Consider the following 15,232-nt stretch of genomic DNA (forward strand, 5'->3'; position numbering starts at 1 on the left):
CCCGCTAATTTTGTCGTTTGAACACATGTAACTCGGATCCCATAAATTAAGAACCCAAATTGATATGAAGAAGAGAATTGTTTTACCAATAGCATTGGTAGTAATATTGATAGCAGCCGTTATCTGGAGTAAAAGTGGTAGCACGGATGAACGTGAAATTTTCACAACTGTACAGCAGGGCAAATTTACAGTTGAAATTTCAACCACTGGTGAATTAATTGCAGCAAGATCAACGCAAATTCGCGGTCCAGAAAGAGCAAGAAATTTTAGACTAAATAACCTTAAAATAGAGAGACTAGTAGAAGAGGGAACAGTTGTACAACAAGGTGACTTCGTAGCAATGCTCGATAGATCTGAATTGTACGGTCGAATTGCTGATTCAGAAATAGAGGTAGAAACTGAGACAGCTCAGTTTGAGCAAACACAATTGGATACTGCTTTAACATTAAGAACAGAGAGGGATCAAATTATCAACCTTGAATATGGTGTTGAAGAGCGTAAACTTATTCTTGAGCAATCGCAATTCGAGCCACCTGCAACTATCAGACAAAATGAAATTGCTTTAGATAAAGCATTGAGAGATTTGGAACAAGCAAAAGAAAGCTACCAAATCAAAGTACAACAAAGTCAAGCTAGAATGCGAGAAAGAGCTTCAAGATTAAGGGAAGAGCAAAGAGAACTTGAAGAATTGAATAGCTTAATGGATGAGTTTACTATTTATGCTCCTCAAGATGGTATGGTAATTTATGAAAAGGGGTTTGATGGTTCTAGAGTAATGGAAGGTTCTACTATTACTTCTTGGAATCCTGTAGTAGCTACTTTGCCTGATCTTACTACTATGAACTCAATTACTTACGTGAATGAGGTTGATATTAGAAGAGTTAAAAATGGCCAAGAAGTAAAATTAGGCTTAGATGCATTTCCTGATAAAAGATTAACAGGTAAAGTTGTTCGTGTTTCGAACGTAGGTCAGCAGAATCCAAATTCTGATGCGAAGGTTTTTGAAGTTACGATTTTGATTAACGAATCGGACCCATCTCTAAGACCAGCAATGACTACAAGTAATACGATCATTGCCGAAGAAATTGAAGATGCTTTGTTTATCCCTTTGGAAGGCTTGTTCGTAGAGAGTGATTCAATCAACTATGTTTACAGATCTAACGGCCAAAAACAAGAAGTTGAACTTGGGCTATCTAACAACAATGAAACGGTAATACTACAGGGTTTAGCAGCTGGCGATAGAATATATCTATCTGAACCTCCCGCTCATCGCGATAATGAAATAAACTTATTGCCATCTATGAATGGAAAACGTCAGAGACAGCTTGAGCAAGTAGAACAAGAAAGTGAAGTTAGTGAGTCAGGTTCTGAAAAAGTAACATTACCTGATGGAAGAGAAGTTGAGATGACTCCAGAGATGAAGAAGCGAATGGAGGAGATGAGAAAAAGTGCTGGTGCTGCGGCCTCAGGTAGATAATTTTATTTTCACCTAAATAAGGAAATTATGTTTAAATATTGGGTAGAAAATAGGGAAAGAATTTTTGCTAATTTCTCGATTGCCCTTGAGGCTGTTTTAGCTAATCAAGTTCGATCACTGCTTACAGCACTTGGGATTATATTTGGTGTAGCGGCTGTAATTGCCATGCTAGCCATTGGTAACGGAGCGCAACAGGATATTATGGAGCAAATCAAACTGGTTGGCGTCAATAATATCATTATCAATCCAGTAGTAGAACAAGTAGATGAGCAAGTTGGTGGAGAGGAAAACGAAAAGAAGAAATTTTCTCCAGGACTAAGAATGCTTGATGTAGAAGCTATAACTAAAGTAATTCCAGGTGTTCAAAAAATCAGTCCTGAAATAATTCTAGATACCTATATCATCAAGGATGGTTTTAGAAGGTCTGCCAAGCTGGTGGGTGTTGAGCCTTCCTATTTTGAAGTGTCAAACTTCGAATTATATGAAGGTAAAATGTTTACTCAAGATCAGTTAATTAGTGGCAAGCCAGTATGTATTATTGGTAAGAGTATTAGTACCCGTTTTTTCTCCAGAGAGAATCCTATTGGTAAGAGAATCAAAGTTGGTAATCAATGGATGGAAGTTGTTGGTGTTTTAGAGGAAAGGTTAGTTTCTGAAAAGGCTATGAGCAATTTGGGGATTCGCGATTTCAATATGGATGTATATGTTCCTATACAAACTGCATTGGTGCGATATAAGAATAGAGATATGATTACTGCTTCCCAATTGGGTGCTGGCGGTGGGCCTTCAATGGCAAGCGGGAGGTTTAGGTTTTCGATATCAGAAGATGACCAACCTGCAGCGACGACGACCCGTTCTGCCAACTACCATCAAATAGATAAGCTGACGATACAAGTGACAGAATCTGAAATGCTGAACCCAACTGCAGATGTAATTGCTAGGATGCTTGAAAGAAGACATTATGGTGTTGTAGATTTTGAGGTAACTATTCCAGAGCTTCTTCTTAAACAACAGCAAAGAACTCAACAAATATTTAATATTGTGTTGGGAGCAATTGCAGGAATATCACTTTTAGTAGGAGGTATCGGTATTATGAATATCATGCTTGCTTCAGTTCTAGAGCGAATTAAGGAAATTGGATTAAGACTTTCTTTAGGGGCGCAAAAAACCGATATTGTTTTTCAATTTTTATTTGAAGCGGTAATGATCTCAATTACAGGAGGTTTAGTAGGAGTTGCCATTGGTATAGCCTTAGCATTAATCGTTTCTGCCTTTGGAGATTTCCCAACTGTGGTGTCTTTTAGTTCAATTTTTATATCTTTCGGAGTTGCCGCTTCAGTAGGGCTTATATTTGGCATAGCCCCTGCGAGAAGAGCCGCCAATCAAGACCCAATAACATCATTACGCCATGAATAAAATTTCTACAAGAATTTCTTTACTATCAGTGCTTTTTCTCGCGTTTATAAGCACAGATATTTATAGCCAAACACGTGAAGTAAGAAGATTTACTCTTCAAGATGTAATTACAAGAGCTCAAGAGCAATCACCTGCAGCAAAGCAAGCCGAGACTAGAAAGGAAGTTCAGTTTCAACAAAACAGACTTTTTTTATCTGATTATAATCCTCAGTTCAGGTTGTCAGGTTCGATTCCAAGTTTCAACCGATCTTTTACTCAAGTAACACAGCCGGATGGTACCATTCAGTTCCAGCCAGTACGTCAGACTACCTCTACAGGTCGTCTTTTCTTGGAGCAACCTCTTGCGGTTACTGGAGGTTCTGTATTCGTAAACTCTGAAACTATTTTCTTCAATGATATTGATAGAAATACGCAGCTTTGGAGTGGGACTCTTGTGAATGTTCAATTGAACCAGCCATTATTCGCATATAATAGTTTGAAGTGGGCTAGAAAGATCGAACCTCTTCGCTATGAAGAATCACGTAGAAGTTATGTGGAAGATATGGAGTTTGTTTCAAGTACTGCTGTGGATCGATTCTTCGAACTACTACAAGCCCAAGTAAGATTGGAGATTGCTAATTTCAACTTAGCAAATACTGATACCATTCTTAAAATTGAGAAAAATCGTTATAATATTGGTACTACTACTGAGGATAAGGTATTACAAGTTGAACTATCATACCTGAACGAACAGCAAAATGTAGCTCAAGCAGAACTTGATTTTGAAAGTGCTTCGCTTCGTTTGCGATCGTTTATTGGATTGAATGAAGACGTTGAAATTGATTTGATATTGCCTGATGAAATTCCTCAACTTGTTGTCGATTATATGACGGCTTTAAATTATGCTAAGGAAAACAGGGCAGATTATCTTGCCTTTGAAAGACGAAGGTTAGAAGCAGAGTCAGAAGTTGCGCAAGCCAAAGGCAATAGGTTTCAGGTGAATTTTAATGCCTCTTACGGTCTAAACAATAGAGCTGGGCAGTTTGCAGATATTTATGTAGATCCAAATAGTCAACAGAGAGCAAACATTAGCTTCAACGTTCCGATACTTGATTGGGGCAGAAATAAGTCGCGAATGGCAATTGCTGCCGCAAACATGCAATTAACTGAATTTACCATTGCTCAGGAGCTTATTAACTTTGAGCAAGAGATTAGAACGCAGGTTACACAAATTGACATGCTTTCACAGCAGATAGAGCTTGCTAAGAAAACAGATGAGGTTGCAGACAAAAGATATACTGTTTCTCAAGGTCGCTACTTAACGGGCTCTACTACAATTCTTGAATTGAATCAAGCACTTAGTGATAAGGATTCTAAGAAATTACAATATATCACTTCATTAAGAGATTATTGGAGAGCTTATTACGACTTAAGAAGACTTACTCTCTATGACTTTGCTAATAATAGATTATTGTACAATCCTGCATTGAATAATTAATCTTAATAATATTTGACATTAAAAAAGCCGCAAATCGCGGCTTTTTTGTTTTCGGACAGATGGGATCAAATTATCTCCCTACATAATTGAATGGCGTAATAGCCTTCAATTCATCCTTGATTTCTTTTGCCACATCTAGTGAATCGATAAATTCTTTAATGATTGTTTCATTAATCTTTTGGTTTGTCCTCGTTAGCTTTTTTAAGGCCTCGTATGGCTGAGGATAATTTATTCTTCGAAGAACCGTTTGTATGCCTTCGGCAACTACTGCCCAATTATCTTCTAAATCTGCATTGATTGCAGCTTCATTTAATTCCATTTTCCCTATCCCTTTTTCTAATGATTTAAGGGCAATCACGAAATGTGCAAATGGTACACCTATATTTCGAAGGACAGTAGAATCAGTCAAATCTCTTTGCAGTCTACTAATCGGAAGTTTGGCTGAAAGATGTTCGAAAAGTGCAACCGCAATACCCAGATTCCCTTCTGCATTTTCAAAATCAATGGGATTTACTTTATGAGGCATTGCAGATGAACCTACTTCGCCTTCCTTAATCTTCTGTTTGAAATAGCCCATGGAGATATATTGCCAAATATCACGACTGAAATCAATCAGAATAATTGAAATTCTTTTCAAGGCATCAAATAGTGCAGCTAAATTATCATAATGCTCGATTTGTGTAGTAGGGTAGCTGCGGTCTAAGCCTAGTGTATTATTAACAAAGCCATTTGCAAATGCATGCCAGTCATTATCAGGGAATGCGACATAATGCGCATTGAAGTTCCCTGTAGCACCACCAAACTTCGCTGAAAATGGAATTTGAGAAAGTTGTTCAAGTTGCTTTCTCAATCTCACTTCAAATACCTGAATTTCTTTCCCAAGTCTAGTTGGAGAAGCTGGTTGCCCATGAGTTTTGGCAAGCATTGGTACATTTTGCCATTGATTAGCAAGGTTTGCAAGGGAGTTTGCGATTTGCGCTATCATTGGGATTACCTCCCGCTCCATTGCGTCCTTTAGGGATAGTGGAATGGCAGTGTTGTTTATGTCTTGGCTTGTTAAGCCAAAGTGGATATATTCTTTGCTTTTACCCAAATTCAAGCCATCCATTTTGTCTTTTATAAAATACTCTACAGCCTTTACATCATGGTTGGTAGTTTTTTCAATCTCCTTTATTTCTAAGGCATCAGCTTCCGAAAATTCAAGATAAATTTTTCGTAATGTCTCAATCTGATCTTTATTAATTTTCTCAAAATGAGGAAGTTCTATCTGGCTTAAAGCAATGTAATATTCGATTTCGATTAAGACTCTGTAGTGAATAAGCCCAAATTCAGAAAAGTAAGGAGCAAGGATTTCAGTTTGTCTTCTGTAGCGGCCATCAACTGGGCCAATGGAGGTGAGGCTTGTTAAGTTCATGTAATATTCAAATTTTCAATTTTTGACCAAATAATCTTGGCCATTAATACGTCAAAATTACATTATAAAAATTTATGAAGCCTTTAAAATAATTGCCTCGTAGTCTGGGAGTGAATAGAACTAGTTTTGGCGTCGCAAAATTCAACAAATTGAAAAGAATACTTATTCCATTATTTCTATTGTTTGCTACTATAAACTTAAGTAGAGCTCAAACTACATTTCAGGATTATAGGATTCCTGCTAAACAAGCTACCGATGTAATTACCATAGATGGTAAATTGGATGAAGCAGATTGGAAAAATGTGGAAGGTATAGGCAGTTTTACTCAAAATTTCCCGGATGACACGAAATTTGCTTCTGCACAAACAGAAGTGAAAATGCTTTATAATGAACAGTTCCTTTACATTGCCGCTATTTGCGAAAATCCTGATGGGGATGATTATATAGTTTCTTCACTGAAACGTGACTTTCCATTCGAACAGAACGATGCCTTTGTGGTTTATATTGATCCGTTTGATGATAAAACCAATGGGTTTTCCTTTGCGGTAAATCCATTTAATGTACAGCGGGAGGGTTTGGTTTTCAATGGCTCAAGAGTTGCGGCAGATTGGGATAATATCTGGTTTAGCAAAGTAGAAAGAAGTGAAGGTAAATGGGTAGTAGAGATGGCGATTCCTTTCAAAACACTGCGATACAGTGAAGATCAGCCCTTTTGGAGAATCAATTTCGGTCGCAACGATCGGAAAAATTTCGAGCGCTCTTCTTGGGTGCCGATTCCTGTTAATTTTCAGATTTCGTCTTTGGCTTTTACTGGATATATTGATTGGGAACAAAGTCCTTCAAAACCAGGAGCTAATATAGCAGTGATTCCATACCTATCCGGTGGAGTTAGCAAAAACCAATTAGCTGGAACGTCAGAGGAGTTTGTGAGTGGCGCAGGCTTTGATGCCAAAATTGCTGTAACGCCAAGCCTTAATTTGGACTTAACCGTTAACCCAGATTTCTCCCAAGTGGAAGTGGATCAGCAGCAAACCAATCTCAATAGATTTGAATTGTTTTTTCCAGAGCGGAGGCAATTTTTCTTAGAGAATAATGACTTGTTTGGTGATTTTGGTTTTAGAACTATTCGGCCGTTTTTCTCCAGAAGGATTGGGATTGCGCAAGATAGCCTTGGTAGAACACAGGAAAATAGAATACTAGGTGGAGCTAGACTTAGCGGAAAGCTCAACCAAGACTGGAGAGTTGGTTTACTGAATATGCAAACTGCCAGTGATGATGATATTGGTGTGCCAACTCAGAATTTCACTGTAGCAACCTTTCAAAGACAACTTTTTGGTCGATCCAACATTGCAGGAATACTAGTGAACAGGCAAAGCTTTGTCACTGCTGAGCAACAAGCAAATGATCCTGCAATTAATAGTCCATCCAGTTTTAATCGCGTGGCAGGTTTGGACTTCAATTTACAGTCTAATGATAATGTATGGTCAGGTAAGATATTCTATCATAGATCGTTTGGTCCAGAAAAATTGAAAAAGAGTTTTGCCCATGCGACTTATTTGGATTTTAATACCCGGAATTTTCAAATCACCTGGAATCATGAAACAGTAGGCGATGGTTTCAATGCAGAAGTTGGTTATGTTCCCCGATCTAATTATTGGAGAATTGAACCGAAAGTTGAATTTAGAATATTACCTGAGTCTGGATCTGTATTTAGGCATTCCTTAGGTCTGGAAGGAGATGTATATACGGATGCAAAATTGAATATTACTGATGAGGATACACGAATTCGGTATAACATTCAATTTAGAAGTACTGCATTTCTTAGCTTTAACGTATCAAATGAATATGTCAAACTGCTCAATTCATTTGATCCTTCTCGATCAGGTGGAGAACAATTGCAGACGGGTCAAGATTTTAGATTTTTCCGATATGGAATCACCTATCGTTCGGATTCCCGCAAGAATTTCTTTTATGACGCATCATTATTCAACGGTGGCTTTTACAATGGTAACAGAGTGTTTTTTAATTCAAGTGTAAGTTATCGTTATCAGCCTTTTGGCTCCATATCATTAGATTTTCAATATAATAAGCTTGATTTCCCAGAGCCTTATAATAGTGCAGATTTGTTTTTAGTAGGGCCTAAGTTTGATATTTCCTTCACTGATCAATTGTTCATGTCAACTTTCGTTCAATACAATAGCCAAATTGACAACATCAATCTAAATACTCGATTGCAATGGAGATTTCGCCCAGTATCAGATCTTTTTATAGTTTACACTGATAATTATTTCCCAGATCATTTAAAGGTTAAGAATAGAGCGTTAATTTTGAAACTTTCCTATTGGCTTACTGTTTAATTAGGACTTAGTTCATTTTACAATCTTATGGTATTCAATTTATTCAAAAAGAGCTCGAATTCTGCAAAAAAGGCAGATGATAAAAATAAACCATCCTCCCGCTATTATTCCTTGAAAGTGAAGGAAGTAGTGAGAGAAACAAATGATGCAGTAACAGTTTATTTCGATCCAGCAGGTAGAGAAATTAATTACAAGCCTGGACAGTTTTTCACTTTGATAATGAATATTAATAATCAAAGTGTGAGAAGATCCTACTCACTATGTACAAGTCCTGATACCGATGAATACCCAGGCGTGACAGTAAAGCGGGTGGAAGGTGGTCTTGTCTCCAATTACATCAATGATGAAGTGAAAGCAGGAGATGAGATTGAATTGATGGAACCTTTGGGAGCCTTTACTACTGAGATTTCAAGTAACCAAGAACGAAACCTAGTATTTTTTGGTGGAGGTAGTGGAATTACGCCACTCATGGGACTTTCCAAGAGCATCTTAAAATTGGAGCCAAAAACTAAAATCACCTTAGTTTACGCAAATAGAGATATTGATTCTATTATATTTAGCAGCTTACTAGCCAATTTAGAAAATACTTATGAAGGTAGATTCAAGGTATTTCACGTGCTAGAATCGGCGCCTGAAAACTGGAATGGATACAGAGGAAGAATGACTCCAGGCATTATTGGAGATGTGCTTGGTAAGATTTCAGATCAAGGTGCCGTTACCGAATACTTCATGTGTGGACCAGAAGGAATGATGATGGCGATATCCACTGCTTTTAGAGAACTTGGGTTGCCAAAGGAGAAGCTTCGCAAGGAAAGCTTTACTGCAGGCACGCCAGCTGCTAAAACAGTAGACGAACCAATTCCAAGCTCTAATACAGCTGCCGGAATAAAAGAAGTAAAAGTGATTTACGATGGAGAAGAATATTCTTTCGCTGTAGAAGAAGATAAAACTATTCTAGAAACGGCTCTTGAATTGGATATAGATTTGCCATTTTCTTGTCAAAGTGGCTTATGTACAGCCTGTCGTGGCAAATGCTTAAGCGGTAAAGTACGCATGGATGAAATGGAAGGTCTATCGGATTCAGAAATTGAAGAAGGTTACGTATTAACTTGTGTTGGGCATCCACTCACTGATGACGTAGTGATAGAAATAGGCTAATCCTTTGGGTTATCTATTTCAATATTTTGTTGAAAATTTTTGGAGCATCATCATTATCCTTTTGCTATTATGCTTTAGGGTAGTGATGATCTTTGTTTATACCAAAAGTGATTTACCCAAAGCCAAGAAGAATACTGGCTTCTTAATTTCAATTATTATTCCCATTATTGCTTTGATCCTGTATCTGGTCTGGACGAACAGAAGCGAAAAAAGCAATTCCAAATGAAGCAAGAAATTTCCGAAAGAGCATACGAATTACTGACAGATGAAGGCGAGCAAAGGGCCTGTGAAGCTATTCCTGATTCTGCTTGTAATGTGGTGCCGGGAAATTTCTTTCGGAATATGCTCAATGGCGCGAGTACCAAATTAGCTGAGCAAATCGCTTCACCTGGTTTAGTAATTACTTGGATACTTTCTGCCTTAGCTGCTCCAGCCTATTTCGCGGGGATGCTCATTCCCATCAAGGATGCTGGTTCATTGCTGCCACAATTATTCGTATCAGCCAAAATTAGGTCATTTCCAAAGCGCAAGTGGTTTTGGGTAGTTCCAGCATTTATCCAATCTCTCTGCATGCTCGCCATGGCCTGGGTAGTTTCTTCTCAAGAAGGGTTTTCAGCAGGGTTAGGCGTGGTGCTGGTTTTATTACTTTTTAGCATTGCTAGTGGCATAGCATCGGTTGCTTTTAAGGATGTAATGGCCAAGACCATCCCAAAGGGAAAACGTGGTCAACTGCTTGCTTATAGAGCATCTAGCGGAGGCATTCTTACCTTAATGGCTGGGATTTATTTGCATTTGTTTATTGATAAAGATGCAGACAAGGAGGCCTATGTTTGGTTGCTCATAATCGCAGCGATTTTGTGGTTTCTTGCGGCAGTCTTTTTTATAGCAATTAAGGAAATGGATGGTGCTACAGAAGGAGGTCGTACACCTGTCAAAGAATTGAAGGAAGCCAAAAAACTTTGGTTCAGCAATGATAATTTAAGGAAATTCATTTTCACAAGAGGGCTATTGATGGCTATTCCTTTAGCACAGCCTTTCTATGTAATAATCGGAAAGGAATATGCGGGAGGTGAAGTTTCAGGTCTAGGGCTTATGGTAATTGCCGTAGGAGTTGCAGGGATTGTCAGCAGTCCTATTTGGGGTAAGTTTGCAGACAAATCCAGTCGTAAAATGATGATGGTGGTTGCGGCTCTAGGAATTGTCAATGCAGCCTATGTATTGCTATTTCCAATGTTGCCTTCCGATTGGCAAAATATCTACACATTTGCTCCAGCAATTTTGCTCAATGTAATTGCTCATGGTGGAGCCAGGTTAAGTCGCAAAACATACTTAATAGACTTCGCTCCTAAAGATGAACGCCCTTTATATGTATCACTGTCAAATTCGATAATTGGGATTTTGACGATAGTGGCAGCGGGTTTAGGTGTGATTGCTGAAGTGTTCAGTTTAGAATTGATGGTTGGTTTTTTGGCAGCCTTACTATTATTGAGTATTCCTATATGCTTTAAACTCAAGGAAGTTTAATTTTTTCAGGCCTACTCTGAATCTAGAAAGGGGTTTATTCAACATCCTTTCCCTTAATTTTCGTACCTTTGTATCAATGTTTGACTTAGCAAAGAGCAACAGGATATTTGTTACCATTCCCTTGACTTTGAAAACCTCCCGCGTTTTTCAAAGTGAGACTCCCCAGAAAAACCCACTTCTTTTTCCATCCTAGGCATTTTCCAAGAATTTTGTCTTTATAGAATCTTTTGGTTTAGCTTTATTATATGCATTACATTGACTTAAGTATTTTCGTTTTTTATATGATTGCCATGCTCGGTGTTGGCTACTTTTTTATGAAAAAGAACAAAAGCACCGATGACTATTTTGTGGGCGGACGAAATTTAGGTTATGGTCACGTGGGCCTTTCAGTTGTGGCTACTGATGTAGGAGGCGGTTTTTCTATAGGCCTTGGTGGGCTTGGGTTTGTTATCGGCTTATCGGGCTCTTGGATGCTTTTTACAGGATTGGTAGGTGCGTGGCTGAGTGCTGTTTTGCTTATTCCCAAAGTTTCTGAATTGGGCAAGCGGATTAACCTTCAAACTTTTCCTCAAATTTTCGGGCAATTTTATGGAGCCAAAGTAGCATTGCTTGCTGGTTTTATATCGGCAATTGGCTACTTAGGTTTTACTAGTTCACAAATACTTGCGGGTGCTAAACTTGCTTCAGCTACTTTTCCCTCATTAGATATGAACTATGCCCTTATAATAATGGGGGTAATTGCTGTGGTATACACCGTAATGGGTGGAATAAAAGCAGTGATTTATACTGATACCATCCAATGGGCATTGTTGCTTTCAGGATTGGTTTTTATTGGAATTCCTATGGGTTACCATGCCATTGGAGGTTGGGAATCTATTAAAGCTGAGTTGGATCCGGCCATGCTGAGTCTGACAAATATTAGCTGGGTACAATTCTTCAATTGGGCTATTACTATCATCCCAATTTGGTTTGTTGGTATGACGCTTTATCAAAGAATTTATGCTTGCCGAGATGCGAAAGAAGCTCAAAAAGCTTGGTTTGTAGCTGGTTTATTCGAATGGCCAATTATGGCTTTTATGGGAGTTTTGCTCGGTTTATTTGCGAAAGTAGCCTTTCAGCAAGGCATGTTTGCCGAGCTAGGTTTTGCTGCGGGTAGTGATATCGACCCTGAAATGGGTTTACCATTATTGCTTCGGTCTATTTTGCCAATAGGTTTAATGGGAATAATGATGGCAGCATATTTTTCGGCGATTATGTCCACTGCTGATTCATGTCTGATGGCGGCATCAGGTAATATTGTTACAGATATATTCGGAAAATATTTCTTTAATGGAAAAATGGATATTTTGCGTTGGTCGCAAATTGTCACATTTATTGTAGGTGCTGTGGCAATAATGATTGCTTCGACCTTGGAAAGTGTATTAGACCTAATGTTGCTCTCATACTCATTTATGGTATCTGGATTATTGGTACCAGTAATAGGAGCCTTTTTCTGGAAAAAAAGTAGTGCTTTTGGTGCAGGGGCTGCTATGATAGCGGGAGGTGGGGTAACCATTGCTATAAATTATAGTGCTTGGGAAACACCTTTGGGATTAGATCCTAATTTCTTTGGACTTTCAGCAAGTCTCATCGTATTTATTATATTTAGTAAGCTTATTCCTGGAAAGGAAAAAGTTAAAATCGAAAAAGTTTAAAAACATGGAAACGATAATTATTGACCCTAAAGATGGACGTCATGCTGTTTATACAGATGATAAAATTGTAAATTTTCTGTTCGTGCATTTGGATGAATTTGGAGACAAAAAGGAGGATATTCAAAAGTGCTTGGATTACGTACACACACGTGGAGGATTCATTGTGCTTGGTGTTATTGATGGTGAAATCAAAGGTGCTGTCGTAATAAATGAAACAGGTATGTCAGGCTATATCCCTGAAAATATCCTTGTGTACATTGCTATGCATCAAGATCAAAGAGGGAAGGGTTTAGGTAAAAAATTAATGCAAGCAGCCATTGCCAAAGCTAAAGGAAATATTGCGCTACATGTAGAACCTAACAACCCCGCCAAATTCTTATATGAGAAATTGGGCTTTACTAGCAAATACCTCGAAATGCGATTGAATAGATAACATGATTGATAAAATAATAGCTCTACGAAGAGAATTACATAAGTATCCTGAACTATCAAAAGAGGAAACTAAAACCTCCTCAAAGATCCAGCAATTTTTAACTGATTTAAAAGTTTTTGAAATTTATCAGATTACTGAAACTGGATTTGTAGCGGTATTGGATACAATGGTGGAAGGGCCAAGTGTGCTTGTGCGAGCAGAATTGGATGGGCTTCCTATTAAAGAAAAAACTGATTTAGATTACACTTCTGCTTTTGATGGGAAAGCACATTCCTGTGGGCACGATGGTCATATGGCGATTGTGTGTGGTTTGGCTATGAAATTGGCTGAAAATCCTCCCGCTAAAGGCCGCGTTATTCTGTGCTTTCAAGCAGCTGAGGAAACCGGCGAAGGTGCTTTAGAAATTATAGAACATGAGAATTTCAAGCCATTCGAGCCTGATTATGTGTATGCTTTACATAATTTGCCCGGTCATGAAAAGGGATTAATTGTAGTAAAAGAAGGCGCATTCACAGCGGCTGTAGAAAGTGTCGCAATTAGACTATCTGGCAAAACGGCTCATGCTGCTGAGCCTGAGCAAGGTCATAATCCTACTTGGCTGATTGGGGAAATACTTTCAGAGGTATTGAGGCTGCAAAATACTAATGCCAAAAGCGATAGTTTTTGCTTGATTACACCAGTATATATCCATGCTGGTGAAAAGGCCTATGGAATTTCTGCCGGCGATGGAGAGATTCATTTCACATTAAGGGCTTTTGATAATGAATTGCTTGAAAAGAAGAAAAAGGAGTTGGTGAAATTTGTTGAGGACAAAGCTAAAGCAGCAAATCTATCAGCTGATTTTGAGTGGATGGAGCCATTTACAGCCAATATCAATGGCAAGAAGGCAGTGAAATTAATCACAGATGCCTGCGATGAATTGAATATCGAATATGCTCGTATATCTGATCCCTTACGTTGGGGCGAAGATTTTGGAGAATTTTCTAGCCGCTACCCGGGAGCTTTATTTGGATTGGGTTCAGGCAAAAATCAGCCAGCATTACATAATCCAGATTATGACTTTCCAGATGAAATAATGGAAAATGGTATCGCCGTTTTTGATAGAATAGTGAGAAAATTACTTTAAGCTCGTGTTTAATACATCCTTAATCGAAATCAGTCGAAGTGCCCTTAGGCAAAACATTGAATTTATCCGTAAACAAATCGGCGAAAATGTACGCTTTTGCTCTGTGGTGAAGGGCAATGCTTATGGACATGGAATTGAATCTTATGTCCCGCTAGCTGAATCTTATGGAGTCAATTATTTCGGTGTTTTCAGTAGCGATGAAGCTTTAAGAGTTTTTCAGGTGAAGAATACCGATGCAGATATAGTTGTGATGGGTATGATCGAAGGAGATGAACTCAAATGGGCAATTGAGAATGAGATTGAATTTTTCGTTTTTGATATTGAGCGACTGAATGATGCGATTTCCTTTTCCAAGGAAGTTGGTAAAAAAGCTAAAATTCATATCGAAGTAGAAACAGGAATGAATCGCACCGGCTGGTCATGGTCGGAACGTGTTGAGTTAGCTGAGGTTATAAAGGATAATATTGAATATATCGGTTTGTATGGATTGTGTACCCATTTTGCCGGAGCAGAGAGTCTAAGTAATATGCCAAGGGTTAAACAGCAAATTGAAAATTTTGAGAAATGGAAAAGCTTCTTTCAAGATGAAAATTTCGCGTTTCGATATATCCACACCGCCTGCTCAGCTGCCATGCTACGCTATCCTGAAGCACATGGTAATATGGTGAGGGTAGGAATACTTCAATACGGATTGTGGCCAAATGGAGAAACTTTCGTGGAGTTTAGAGCTAAGAATCCAGAGGTTGAAAATCTGCCGAAAAGACTACTTACTTGGAAGAGTACCATTATGCAATTGAAACATGTGCCGGCAAATGAGTATATTGGCTATGGAAATTCTTATTACACACCGAAAAACACAATCATTGGTGTGGTTCCGGTTGGTTATGGACACGGTTTTAGCCGTTCACTTAGCAACTTAGGGCGTGTCTTAGTAAGTGGGCATAGAGTAAGTGTGATTGGCCTAGTGAACATGAATGCACTAGTTATAAACCTTAACGACGTGCCTGATGTTAAGAAAGGAGATGAAGTAATATTAATTGGAAAGCAAGGTGATATGGATGTTTCCATCGGGTCATTTAGCGACTTAAGTCATCAGCTTAATTACGAGTCAATAACCAGACTTGACCAAGCAATACCTAGACAAATAGTAGAATAA

General features: G+C 38.4%; 11 protein-coding genes. 10 read left to right on the forward strand and 1 reads right to left on the reverse strand.

Annotation, left to right across the window (positions count from 1 at the left end; genetic code table 11):
• Positions 1-64: 64 nt before the first annotated feature.
• From ACOXY8_RS12945 to ACOXY8_RS12955, 3 genes are read left to right on the forward strand one after another with little or no spacing between them, the layout of a single operon-like run.
• Complete coding sequence (locus tag ACOXY8_RS12945) at positions 65-1,477, forward strand: efflux RND transporter periplasmic adaptor subunit (RefSeq protein ID WP_458332024.1); 1,413 nt, start codon at positions 65-67, stop codon at positions 1,475-1,477.
• Positions 1,478-1,504: 27 nt separating this feature from the next.
• Complete coding sequence (locus ACOXY8_RS12950; protein WP_458332025.1) at positions 1,505-2,893, forward strand: ABC transporter permease; 1,389 nt, start codon at positions 1,505-1,507, stop codon at positions 2,891-2,893.
• Entirely contained in the window at positions 2,886-4,370 is a 1,485-nt protein-coding gene (locus ACOXY8_RS12955; RefSeq protein ID WP_458332026.1) for a TolC family protein, read from the forward strand. Before ACOXY8_RS12950 ends, ACOXY8_RS12955 begins: the two co-directional genes overlap by 8 nt.
• Positions 4,371-4,440: 70 nt before the next feature.
• On the opposite strand, the gene purB is transcribed toward ACOXY8_RS12955, so the two are convergent.
• Positions 4,441-5,784 carry an adenylosuccinate lyase gene (purB, locus tag ACOXY8_RS12960; protein ID WP_458332027.1) on the reverse strand — a complete coding sequence of 448 codons (1,344 nt, stop codon included), beginning with the start codon at positions 5,782-5,784 and terminating at the stop codon, positions 4,441-4,443.
• A gap of 149 nt (positions 5,785-5,933) precedes the next feature.
• On the opposite strand from purB, the gene ACOXY8_RS12965 reads away from it, so the two are divergent.
• The 7 genes from ACOXY8_RS12965 (at position 5,934) to alr (ending at position 15,232) form a co-directional block, all read left to right on the forward strand.
• Positions 5,934-8,141: a DUF5916 domain-containing protein gene (locus ACOXY8_RS12965; protein WP_458332028.1), complete on the forward strand. Its 2,208-nt coding sequence runs from the start codon at positions 5,934-5,936 to the stop codon at positions 8,139-8,141.
• A 27-nt stretch (positions 8,142-8,168) separates the two neighbouring features.
• The gene (locus ACOXY8_RS12970; RefSeq protein ID WP_458332029.1) at positions 8,169-9,299 is read left to right on the forward strand and encodes a 2Fe-2S iron-sulfur cluster-binding protein; all 1,131 of its coding nucleotides are present in this window, start codon (positions 8,169-8,171) and stop codon (positions 9,297-9,299) included.
• Positions 9,300-9,521: 222 nt separating this feature from the next.
• On the forward strand, positions 9,522-10,823 hold the full coding sequence (locus ACOXY8_RS12975) for an MFS transporter (protein WP_458332030.1): 1,302 nt from the start codon (positions 9,522-9,524) through the stop codon (positions 10,821-10,823).
• Positions 10,824-11,068: 245 nt separating this feature from the next.
• On the forward strand, positions 11,069-12,517 hold the full coding sequence (locus tag ACOXY8_RS12980; RefSeq protein ID WP_458332031.1) for a sodium:solute symporter family protein: 1,449 nt from the start codon (positions 11,069-11,071) through the stop codon (positions 12,515-12,517).
• 4 nt (positions 12,518-12,521) lie between these two features.
• Positions 12,522-12,950, forward strand: a complete 429-nt coding sequence (locus ACOXY8_RS12985) for a GNAT family N-acetyltransferase (RefSeq protein WP_458332032.1) — start codon at positions 12,522-12,524, stop codon at positions 12,948-12,950.
• A gap of 1 nt (position 12,951) precedes the next feature.
• Positions 12,952-14,076 (forward strand): amidohydrolase, encoded by a 1,125-nt coding sequence (locus tag ACOXY8_RS12990; protein WP_458332033.1) that lies wholly within the window; start codon positions 12,952-12,954, stop codon positions 14,074-14,076.
• Between the two features lie 4 nt (positions 14,077-14,080).
• Entirely contained in the window at positions 14,081-15,232 is a 1,152-nt protein-coding gene (gene alr, locus ACOXY8_RS12995; protein ID WP_458332034.1) for an alanine racemase, read from the forward strand.

Source organism: Peijinzhouia sedimentorum (genome assembly GCF_049340005.1).
Classification (GTDB): Bacteria; Bacteroidota; Bacteroidia; order Cytophagales; family Cyclobacteriaceae; genus CAXBDP01.

What these genes read in the sequence shown, in the direction of transcription:
- ACOXY8_RS12950 (WP_458332025.1), top strand. Translation starts at nt 1,505, where the DNA reads ATGTTTAAATATTGGGTAGAAAATAGGGAAAGAATTTTTGCTAATTTC.
- ACOXY8_RS12985 (WP_458332032.1), top strand. Translation starts at nt 12,522, where the DNA reads ATGGAAACGATAATTATTGACCCTAAAGATGGACGTCATGCTGTTTAT.
- ACOXY8_RS12990 (WP_458332033.1), top strand. Translation starts at nt 12,952, where the DNA reads ATGATTGATAAAATAATAGCTCTACGAAGAGAATTACATAAGTATCCT.
- purB (WP_458332027.1), bottom strand. Translation starts at nt 5,784, where the DNA reads ATGAACTTAACAAGCCTCACCTCCATTGGCCCAGTTGATGGCCGCTAC.
- ACOXY8_RS12970 (WP_458332029.1), top strand. Translation starts at nt 8,169, where the DNA reads ATGGTATTCAATTTATTCAAAAAGAGCTCGAATTCTGCAAAAAAGGCA.
- ACOXY8_RS12975 (WP_458332030.1), top strand. Translation starts at nt 9,522, where the DNA reads ATGAAGCAAGAAATTTCCGAAAGAGCATACGAATTACTGACAGATGAA.
- ACOXY8_RS12955 (WP_458332026.1), top strand. Translation starts at nt 2,886, where the DNA reads ATGAATAAAATTTCTACAAGAATTTCTTTACTATCAGTGCTTTTTCTC.
- ACOXY8_RS12980 (WP_458332031.1), top strand. Translation starts at nt 11,069, where the DNA reads ATGCATTACATTGACTTAAGTATTTTCGTTTTTTATATGATTGCCATG.
- ACOXY8_RS12945 (WP_458332024.1), top strand. Translation starts at nt 65, where the DNA reads ATGAAGAAGAGAATTGTTTTACCAATAGCATTGGTAGTAATATTGATA.